Genomic DNA, 7,610 nt, shown 5'->3' with positions numbered 1-7,610 from the left:
TCCTCCACACCTACAACCACCACCGCTGCCACACCGCACTCGACGGACACCCGCCCATCAGCCGCGTCAACAACGCTGCGGGCCAATACACCTAGCGGGCGCAGCGGGCCGGGCCGGCTCAGTGCACGTCGGCCCCCTCCCGGGTGTCGTCGGCTTCGAGGAAGCCGCCGGACTGGTGCTGCCACAGCTTGGCGTAGGCGCCGTCCGCGGCGAGCAGCTCCTGGTGGGTGCCCTGTTCGACGATCCGGCCCCGGTCGAGGACCACGAGCTGGTCCATGCCGGCGACGGTGCTGAGCCGGTGCGCCACCACCAGCGCCGTCCGGCCCTCCATCAGCCGCCACAGCGCGTCCTGGACGAGGATCTCGCTCTCCGAGTCGAGGGCGCTGGTGGCCTCGTCGAGCAGCAGGATCGGCGCGTCGCGCAGGATCGCCCGGGCGAGCGCGACCCGCTGCCGCTGGCCGCCGGAGAGCTTCACGCCACGCTCGCCCACCATGGTGTCGAAGCCGTCCGGCAGCGCGTCCGCGAACTCGGTGACGTGTGCCGCCTCGGCCGCGCGCCGGATGTCGGCGTCGGTGGCGCCCGGGCGGGCGAAGGCGATGTTCTCCCGCAGGGTGCGGTGGAACATCGCCGGTTCCTGCGGCACGTACGCGATGAGGCCGCGCAGGTCGGACTGGGTCATCCGGCTGATGTCCTGGCCGCCGACGAGGATCCGGCCGGCGTCGACGTCGGTCATGCGCAGCAGCAGCCGGGTGAGCGTGGTCTTGCCGCCGCCGGACCGGCCGACGAGGCCGATCTTCGTACCGGCGGGCACGTCGAGGTCGAGGCCGTCGAACAGCGGCCTGCCGCCGCCGTGCGCGAAGCCCACCTTCTCGAAGCGCACGTCCCCGGCGCGCGAGCGCAGCGGCTCGGGCGACTCCGGGTCGAGCACGGTCGGCGGCTCCAGGAGCAGCTCGGTGAACTGCGCCGCCTCCGTCATCGAGCTCTCCAGACGCCGGTAGATCTGGTTGAACTCGAACATGATGCGGGTCGCGTTGCCGTAGTAGGTGAAGGCGACGACGACCGCCTCCACGCCGTGGTCACCGGCGCCGAGTGCGAGGGCGAGGACCAGGCCGAGGACGTTGGTGAGCACGGACATCGGTGCGACGACCGTGTCGATGCGCAGGTTTCCGTAGTCCCAGGAGCGCAGGGTGACCCGGCGCGCCTCGGCGAGACGGGAGCGGTTCTCGGCCGCCTCGCGCCGCTCGGCGGCGAAGGCCCGTACCGTGTCCATGTTCCCCAGGCTGTCGGCCACATGGCCGGACACCCGGGCGATGGCCGCCTCGCGCTGGGCGACGAGGGCCTGGCGGCGGCGGATCAGCGGGGTCACGCCGAAGGCGGTGACGAGGATCATCGCCAACAGGCCGACGACGAGCAGCGGTTCGTACGTCCACAGCACGACGCAGGCGAAGCCGAGCGGCACGAAGCTGCCGAGCACGTTGAAGGTGAGGGTGTCGACGAAGTCCTCGAAGCACTTGCCGAAGCCGATGACCCGCTTGGTGAGCGAGCCGGCGAAGTTGTCGTGGAAGAACGTGGCGTCCTTGGCGAACAGTTCGTCCATCCCGACGACGGTGAGGTGCTCGATGCCGAGCCCGTCGACCCGGTTCAGACAGTGCAGTCCGACGCGCCACAGCGCCTCGGAGAAGAGCAGCACGCCCCCGATGCCGAGGACGTACGGCAGCATGGCGCCGGTCCAGCCCCCGCCGCCCCCGCCGCCCACGCCGTCCGCGCCACCGTCGGCGATCCGCGCGACGAGCTTGGCGACGATCAATGGCGCGATGTAGGCGATGCCGATGTTGCCCAGCGCCGGGAGCAGCATCGCGGGCACGGTCATGCGACGGAGCCTGGCCAGCTCACGTCCGTAGTAGCGGAGGGCGAGCAGTACCGGGCCCTTGCCCGGTGTACTGCCGCTCGATTCAGACAATCCCATCACAACCCTGTTTTGTCGGACCGACTGGACAGGGTCCGCAGTGTCCCGCGACGACAGCCGCGCGGTCCAAGCGTTTTTCTCCGGACGGGCGGTCCGACGCCGCTAACCGGCCAGGACGGCGGGGGTGGGCCCGTCGGGCCGTACGGTGAGGCCGTAGGCGGCGCGTTCGGGGACGGACCGGAAGCGCGGGGCGTGCGCCGGGAGCAGGAGTTCGAGGAGCGCGACGGACTCACGGAGGGCGAACTGCAGGCCCAGGCAGGCGCGGGGCCCGACGCCGAACGGGAAGTAGCTTCCGGGGTGGGCGGGGCGCCGGCCCGGGGTGGTGAAGCGCGTGGGGTCGAACTCCTCGGGTTTCTCCCAGAGTTCGGGGTCACGATGGGTGAGGTAGGGGCAGACGACGACGTCGGTGCCCGCCGCCACCGCGTATCCGTCGAGGACGTCGTCCTCGGCCGCGCAGCGCGGCAGGATCCAGGCCGACGGATAGAGGCGCAGGGTCTCGTGGACGAGCGCGGAGACCGCCTGCTGCCGTTCGGGTGAGCCCTCGGGCCCGGCGGCGAGCACGCGCTCCCGCTCCTCGGGGTGCCGGTCGAGGAGGAGGTGCAGCCAGGTGAGGGTGGTGGCGGTGGTCTCGTGGCCGGCGAGCATCAGGGTGACGAGTTCGTCGCGGATCAGCCGGTCGGTGTACTCCGGACGGGTGCGGCCGGCCTCGACGAGGACGTGCAGGAGTCCCGGCCCGTCGGGGCCCGCTTCGCCGTCGCGGGCGGCGGCGACGGCGTGGTGCGCCACCGCGTCGATCCGCGCCAGCTCGGCGGCCACGGCCTCCCGCGCGGTGGCGCTGTCGGCGGGCAGGCTCGGCATCGCGGCCACCACCTCGGGGAGGGTGGCCAGTTCGCGTTCCGTCGCGGCGTCGAGGGCGTGCCCGGTGAGGGAGCGCCAGATGGTGTCCAGGGCGAAGCGCCGCATCTCCTCGCCGAGGTCGAAGACCTCCCCCGTACGGGCGTACGCGTCCCAGCGCGCCGCGGTCGTCCGGGCGGCCGCGGCGATCCGCTGCTCGTAGCGGCGCATCCCGCGTCCGGTGAACTGGGCCTGGAGCATGCGGCGTTGGCGCTGCCACGCCTCGCCCGTCGCGGAGAGCACCCCGTCACCGACGAGCAGCCGGGCCCGGTGCGAGCGCTTCACGTACCGGTCGGGGCGCACGGCGAGCACCTGCCGCACCGCCTCGGCGCCGGTCACCACGACGGTGGGCCGCTCCCCGATCCGCACCCCGGCGACGCCGCCGTGGGCGTCGCGCGCCCGGGCGAAGAGGTCGACGAGCTCTCCGCCGCCGGCCCGCCACCGCTCGACGGCGGCGGCGTCCAGTTCGGGCACTTCACGCGGGGCTGCGGCCACGGGCTGCTCCTGGTTCGGCGGAACGGGTGCAGCACGCACTGTAGGAGAGCGGCCACGCGGGGCGACACCCCGCCTTTCGGCGCGTCAGGCCGGTCGGCGTCTTTTTCAGCCCGTCAGGGCCGGTCGGTGATTTCGGCCCGTCAGGGCCGGTCGGCGGGCTCGCCGAGGGGCCAGGACTCGATGTCGCGGTAGCGGATGGGGGCGGGACCGCGGCCGAAATTGCTGCCGACGAGGTGCAGGCGTTCGGTGCGCCAGGAGCGGCCGGTGAAGCCGGCGAGACCGGCGGCGACCGCGGTCACGGAGGCCGTGTCGCCGCGGCGGGCCCGGGCGAGGGTGAGGTGCGGGCGCAGCGGGCGGTCCTCGAAGGGGATGCCGCAGGCCTTCACGAGGGCGCGGACGTCCGAGGCGAGCAGGTGCAGCCCTTCGAGGTCGCCGGCGATGCCGCTCCACAGCACCCGCTCGTCGAAGTGGCCACCGCCGCGCAGCGCCAGCTCCAGGGGTCGGCGCGCGGCGGCGAGCTCCGCGAGCGGCCGCCGCAGCGGCGGGACGGCCGCGGCGGGGAGCTCGCCGAGGAAGGCCAGGGTGATGTGCCAGTCCTCGATGCGGTTCTGCCTCAGGGTCGGGTACGCCTCATAGGCGGGCCGCAGCTCGCGGGCCAGCTCGTCCTTCGCTTCGTCGGGCGGCGCCAGGGCGATGAACACCCGGACGGTCGCGCTCCGGGGGTCCGGGGACTCCGGAGACTCCGGGGCTTCCTGAGGCTCCTGCGGCCCCTGAGGTTGATCCTTCACGCAGGACTTCGTACCTCTTTTCGTACCGCCCGGTCCATTCGGGAGCCGGGCGGTCCGAGAAGAGGAAGGGCTCAGTAGGCGCCGAAGACGTTGTCGATGGAGCCGTACTTGGCGGCGGCGTAGTTGCAGGCCGCGGTGATGTTGGCGACCGGGTCGTACACGTCGCTGGAGGTGCCGGCCACGTGGTACGCCTGGAAGGTGGGGTCGATCACCTGGAGCAGGCCCTTGGACGGGGTGCCGGCGACGGCGTTGGAGTCCCAGTTGTTGATGGCCTGCGGGTTGCCCGAGGACTCGCGCATGATGTTGCGGTAGATGCCGTCGTAGCTGCCGGGGATGCCGTTGCGGGCCATGACGTCGAGGGCCTCGCGGATCCATCCGTCGAGGTTGTTCGCGTACGTGCCGGAGGTGCCGGTCGTGGCGGCCGTGGCCGCGGCCGCGGCCGGGGCCGACGCCTGGACCGCGGTGGCCGCGCCCGCCGCGCTCGCACCGGTGCCGGTGAGCCGCGGGGCCGTCGGGGCCTGCTTCGACGTCGGGTCGACGGTCAGCCTCAGACCGGGCCGGATGAGCCGGGGGTCGTGGCCGATGGCCCGGCGGTTGTCCTGATAGAGCTTCTTCCAGCCACCCCTGACCGCGTACTTCTCGGCGATGCCGGAAAGCGAGTCACCGACGACGACGGAATACCGGACCGGACCGGCCTGCACGGCCTTCCGTACGGCCGTCTGCGCCACGGCCTTTTCGACTGCGACGGTCTGTGCCGCGTGCGGCTCGGCCGCCACGGCGCTCGACGCCCCGGCCAGCGGCACGGCGAGTGCGGCGCTGCCGGTGAGGCCGGCGACGGCGAGGGAGCGAGCGAGCGGGGTGCGCTTGGGGCGTCGGTGCTTCCCGGGTCCACGCATGGCGAATTCCTCTCCTCCGCCTGCGAGGTGAGCTGTCGGGTTCGGGCAGGAGATGCCCGGCCGCGGCAGGCACGGCTTCACCCCTAGCCGGCCCGGAATCCCGGGACCGGCGGCAAACCTGGGTCCCCCGCTCCTGCCGGACGAGTGTGGTGAGTGCGGTTCCCGGGCGGTGGCAGGATTCGGCGTTTCCGTCCGGTTGCGGCGTGACCGTATGCGAAAACAAACGGCGAAAACAAGACGGAATTAGCGGACCGAAAATGACCTTTCCCGGAAACACAAAAGGATCATTCCGCTTACCTGGAGCCGATTCCCCAACCCTTTCCGGAAAGTACGGACTTGACGCCGCGCCAGCATCGGGCGGGCCGGCTCGACCGTGACCCGAATCACCCGCGTCACCCTCGCCCCGCCTTATCTACTAAATGCACTCATGAGGCAGCTCATCCGCATTTCTCCATTTGAAGAGAATGGGTGATTATCGTCCGATTTGCCCGGCAGGATTCGGGGTAGCCGCGAAGGCGAGCGGAGGTACTGCCATGAACGGCACCCATGACGACGGCGCCGGCCCCGGCCCCGGCCCGGAGGCGTACGACGCCACTCCCTTCCTGCCGGCGCGCGGCGGCATCCCCGCCCACCGGCGGGCCGCGGCGGACTGCCGGGGCTGCCCGCTGTACGAGAACACGACCGGGACGGTCTTCGGGCGAGGCGACGCGCACGCGCGACTGATGCTGGTCGGCGAGCAGCCCGGCGACCAGGAGGACCGGGAGGGCGAGGCGTTCGTCGGGCCGGCGGGCCGGCTGCTGTCACGGGCGCTGCGCGAGGCGGGCATCGACGAGGACGACGTGTACCTGACGAACGCGGTCAAGCACTTCAAGTTCACCCAGGACGAGACCCGCAAGCGCCGCATCCACAAGGCGCCGAGCCTGCGCGAGACCCTCGCCTGCCGCCCCTGGCTGCTCGCCGAGCTCCGGCTGGTCTCGCCCGAGCTCGTGGTCACGCTGGGCGCGACGGCGGGCCGCGCGCTGCTCGGGCCGTCGTTCCGGGTCGGCACCGACCGTGGCGTACCGCGTCCGCTGCCGGACGAGGGGAACGGCTCCGGGAACGGGGACCTGCGGGTGCTCGCGACCGTCCATCCGTCGGCCGTCCTGCGGGCGGGGGGCGGCGGGGACCGCGAGGAGCTGTACGCGGGTCTGGTCGCCGACCTGCGGACCGCCGCCGACGCCCTGTGACCGCGGGGAGCGCGGGGAGCGCGGGGAGCGCGGGGAGCGCGGGAGGTTGAAGGGGTTACGGACACCGAGGGCGGGTAGCCGCGCAGCCAAGCGCTACCGAACGTGTCATCGAAGGAGGCGCGTCATGATCGCCCTGCTCCTCGTCCTGCTGATTCTGCTGCTGCTCTTCGGCGTCGGATTCGCCGCCCACGTGCTGTGGTGGATCGCCCTGGCCGTGCTCGTCATCTGGCTGCTGGGCTTCCTGGTGCGCGGCTCGGGCAACCGCTGGTACCGCTGGTGAGGCGGCACCAGCGCATGTCCCCCTGCCGAGCGCGTGAGGAGCCGCCATGATCCGCACGGCCGATGTGGTCACGTTCCTGGAGGGTCTCGCCGTGCGACGGGACGTGCGTCGCCAGTCGCAGCCGTTCGCGGGACGCACCGTGGTCGTCACCGGCGCGAGCGCCGGTGTGGGGCGGGCGACCGCGCGTGCGTTCGGGGCGGCGGGCGCACGGGTGGCGCTGCTCGCCCGGGGCCGGGTGGGGCTCGAAGCGGCGGCCGAGGAGGTCGAGCGGGCCGGTGGCGAGGCCCTCGTCGTGCCGGTGGACATGTCCGTGCCGGAGCAGGTGGAGCAGGCGGCGGACCGCGTGGAGAGTAGGCTCGGCCCCGTGGACGTCTGGGTGAATTCCGCCTTCACCTCCGTGTTCTCGCCGTTCCTGGGGGTCGGCCCGGAGGAGTACGAGCGGGTGACGGCGGTCACGTACCTCGGCTGCGTCAACGGCACCCGGGCGGCCCTGCGCCGCATGGTGCCGCGCGGCTCCGGCGCGGTCGTCCAGGTGGGCTCGGCGCTCGGCGAGGCGTCGGTGCCGCTGCAGGCGGCCTACTGCGGGGCGAAGCACGCCGTGAACGGGTTCACCGCCTCGGTGCGCATGGAGCTGCTGCACCGGAAGAGCCCGGTGGCCGTCACCGTCGTCCAGCTGCCGGCCGTCAACACTCCGCAGTTCTCCTGGGTCCTGTCGCGGCTGCCGCGCCGGCCACGGCCCGTCGCCCCGGTGTACCAGCCGGAGGTGGCGGCCCGGGCGGTGCTGCACGCGGCGCGCCGGCCACGACGCCGCGAGTACCTGGTCGGCGCCTCGACCGCCGCGGCGGTGCTCGCGCACCGGCTCGCGCCCGGTCTGCTCGACCGCTACACGGCCCGCACCGGATACGACTCCCAGCAGACCGACGAGCCGGCGCCGGCCGGCGCCCCGCACAACCTCTGGGTGCCGCTCGACGGCGACGGCGGACGGGACCACGGCGCCCACGGGGCCTTCGACGCCGAGGCCGCCGCACACTCCCCGTACAGCGCGCTCGCCCGCCACCCGGCCGC

General features: G+C 73.0%; 7 protein-coding genes and 1 riboswitch. Of the genes, 3 read left to right on the top strand and 4 right to left on the bottom strand.

Translation table 11 applies throughout. The features are described 5' to 3' along the window. Positions 1-118: 118 nt before the first annotated feature. The 4 genes from ACWEJX_RS36825 to ACWEJX_RS36810 form a co-directional block, all read right to left on the bottom strand. Positions 119-1,966 carry an ABC transporter ATP-binding protein gene (locus tag ACWEJX_RS36825; protein WP_451611766.1) on the bottom strand — a complete coding sequence of 616 codons (1,848 nt, stop codon included), beginning with the start codon at positions 1,964-1,966 and terminating at the stop codon, positions 119-121. 102 nt (positions 1,967-2,068) lie between these two features. Next, positions 2,069-3,355 (bottom strand): cytochrome P450, encoded by a 1,287-nt coding sequence (locus ACWEJX_RS36820; protein WP_451611765.1) that lies wholly within the window; start codon positions 3,353-3,355, stop codon positions 2,069-2,071. Positions 3,356-3,495: 140 nt separating this feature from the next. Beyond that, positions 3,496-4,056 carry an RNA 2',3'-cyclic phosphodiesterase gene (gene thpR, locus ACWEJX_RS36815; protein WP_451611767.1) on the bottom strand — a complete coding sequence of 187 codons (561 nt, stop codon included), beginning with the start codon at positions 4,054-4,056 and terminating at the stop codon, positions 3,496-3,498. 158 nt (positions 4,057-4,214) lie between these two features. Next, positions 4,215-5,039 (bottom strand): transglycosylase SLT domain-containing protein, encoded by an 825-nt coding sequence (locus ACWEJX_RS36810; protein ID WP_451611764.1) that lies wholly within the window; start codon positions 5,037-5,039, stop codon positions 4,215-4,217. A gap of 4 nt (positions 5,040-5,043) precedes the next feature. Further along, positions 5,044-5,234: riboswitch (cyclic di-AMP (ydaO/yuaA leader) on the bottom strand. 338 nt (positions 5,235-5,572) lie between these two features. Between ACWEJX_RS36810 and ACWEJX_RS36805 the strand changes: the two genes are divergently transcribed. From ACWEJX_RS36805 to ACWEJX_RS36795, 3 genes are all read left to right on the top strand, one after another. Beyond that, a complete protein-coding gene (locus tag ACWEJX_RS36805; RefSeq protein ID WP_451611763.1) occupies positions 5,573-6,265 on the top strand; it encodes a UdgX family uracil-DNA binding protein in 693 nt (230 codons plus the stop codon). 124 nt (positions 6,266-6,389) lie between these two features. After that, entirely contained in the window at positions 6,390-6,545 is a 156-nt protein-coding gene (locus ACWEJX_RS36800) for a hydrophobic protein (RefSeq protein ID WP_451611762.1), read from the top strand. A gap of 46 nt (positions 6,546-6,591) precedes the next feature. Then, a partial coding sequence (locus tag ACWEJX_RS36795) for an SDR family oxidoreductase (RefSeq protein WP_451611761.1) occupies positions 6,592-7,610 on the top strand: 1,019 nt, incomplete at its 3' end.

The organism is Streptomyces sp. NPDC004788 (genome assembly GCF_053601115.1).
Note: the sequence above shows the minus strand (reverse complement) of the source record. Positions and strands in the feature narration are given on the sequence as shown.